Origin of the sequence: Microbacterium sp. K41 (assembly GCF_004794395.1) — a bacterium.
GTDB lineage: Bacteria > Actinomycetota > Actinomycetes > Actinomycetales > Microbacteriaceae > Microbacterium > Microbacterium sufflavum.
The window spans coordinates 1-1,752 of sequence record NZ_SSDO01000147.1 but is presented as its reverse complement, the minus strand read 5'-3'; the positions used below and the strand labels follow the sequence as shown (position 1 = coordinate 1,752).

Below are 1,752 nucleotides of genomic sequence, written 5' to 3'. Positions count from 1 at the left end.
GGCCTGAGCCCCGGCCCGCCGCGCGTCCGACCCCGGCGCGCGGCGGGCCGTCCGCCCGGCATCCGTGCGGCGCCGTGAGATCATGGATCCGACATGTCGATTGAACAACAACCGAGCCTGCCCCCTGTGCTCCGCCCCGCGAACCCGCCCCGGCGCGAGCTTTCCGAACTGGCCTCCCGATTCGCCGCCACCGTGCGCGGCGACGCCACCGGAGTGTCCCTGAGCGGCATCACTCTCGCCACCGCGGATCTTCGCCCCGGTGAGGCCTTCGTCGCGATCCAGGGCGTGAACCGCCACGGAGCCGACTTCGCGGCGACCGCTGCCGAGAAGGGCGCGGTCGCGGTCATCACCGACGAGCGCGGCGCGGAAATCGCCGCGGACGCCGGCCTGCCCGTCCTCGTGGTGGACGATCCGCGCGCCGTGCTGGGCGACCTGAGCGCCTGGGTCTACGGCACCGGGGCGGACGACCCCCTGCCGCTGCTCTTCGCGACGACGGGCACCAACGGCAAGACGAGCGTCTCCCACCTCCTGGAGGGCATCCTCGAGCAGATGGGCGTCGTCACGGGGCTGTCGTCGACGGCCGAGCGCCACATCGCGGGCGAGGTCATCGTGTCGCGGCTCACCACGCCGGAGGCGTCGGAGATGCACGCGCTCCTGGCGCTGATGCGCGAGCGGCACGTGGAAGCGGTCGCGGTCGAGGTGAGCGCGCAGGCGCTGTCCCGCCACCGCGTCGACGGGATCCGGTTCGATGTCGCCGGCTTCACGAACCTCAGCCACGACCACCTCGACGACTACGCCGACATGGAGGAGTACTTCGAGGCGAAGCTGCCGCTGTTCCGTCCCGATCGCGCGGTCCGCGGCGTGGTCTGCCTCGACTCCCCCTCCGGCGCGCTGGTCGTCGATCGCGCGGAGATCCCCGTCGTCACGGTCGGCACGCCGTCGATCGCCGCCGACCCCGATGCCGCGGCCCGCGCGGACTGGGTGGTCGTGATCGACGAGGAGCGCGCCGCCGGCACCACCTTCACGATGAGCGGCCCTGCCGGAACCCTCACCACCACGGTGCCGGTGATCGGTCCGCACATGGCCGCCAATGCCGCGCTCGCGATCGTCATGCTGCTGGAGGGCGGGTACGCGTGGGAGCGGATCACCGACGCGCTCGGCCGCGACGGCGGCATCCACGCCTACCTCCCCGGCCGTACGCAGCTCGTCTCCGGCGACCGCGGACCGGCGGTGTTCGTAGACTTCGGGCACTCGCCGGACGCCTTCGAGAAGACCCTCGCCGCCGTGCGCCGGGTCACCCCCGGAAAGGTGCTGATGCTGTTCGGCGCGGATGGCGACCGCGACGCCAGCAAGCGCTTCGACATGGCGCGCACGGCCGTGGAGGGCAGCGACATCCTCGTCGTGACCGATCATCACCCGCGCTTCGAAGACCCGGCGTCCATCCGGGCGACCCTCGTGGAGGGCGCGCGCCGGGCACGACCCGACGCGGAGATCCACGAGTACTCCCCACCGGAGGCGGCGATCGTCGCGGCGGTCGGCCTGGTGGGCGACGGCGACGCGATCCTGTGGGCGGGTCCCGGGCATCAGGACTACCGGGACATCCGCGGCGTGCGCACCCCGTACTCGGCGCGTGAGCTGTCCCGCCGCGCGCTGAAGGCCGCCGGGTGGCCGGTTCCGGAACCGCGCTGGCCCGTGCCCTACCCGGACGAGGACTGACCGCCGCCCGGTGCAGCGCCGCGCTGCATCGGGCGC

The 1,752-nt window shown here is 73.3% G+C and carries 1 protein-coding gene; it reads left to right on the top strand.

Annotated elements, in window-relative coordinates; genetic code table 11:
- Nucleotides 1-93 precede the first annotated feature (93 nt).
- A complete protein-coding gene (locus DW309_RS03410) occupies nt 94-1,716 on the top strand; it encodes a Mur ligase family protein (protein ID WP_205812607.1) in 1,623 nt (540 codons plus the stop codon).
- The last annotated feature ends 36 nt before the right edge of the window (nt 1,717-1,752 follow it).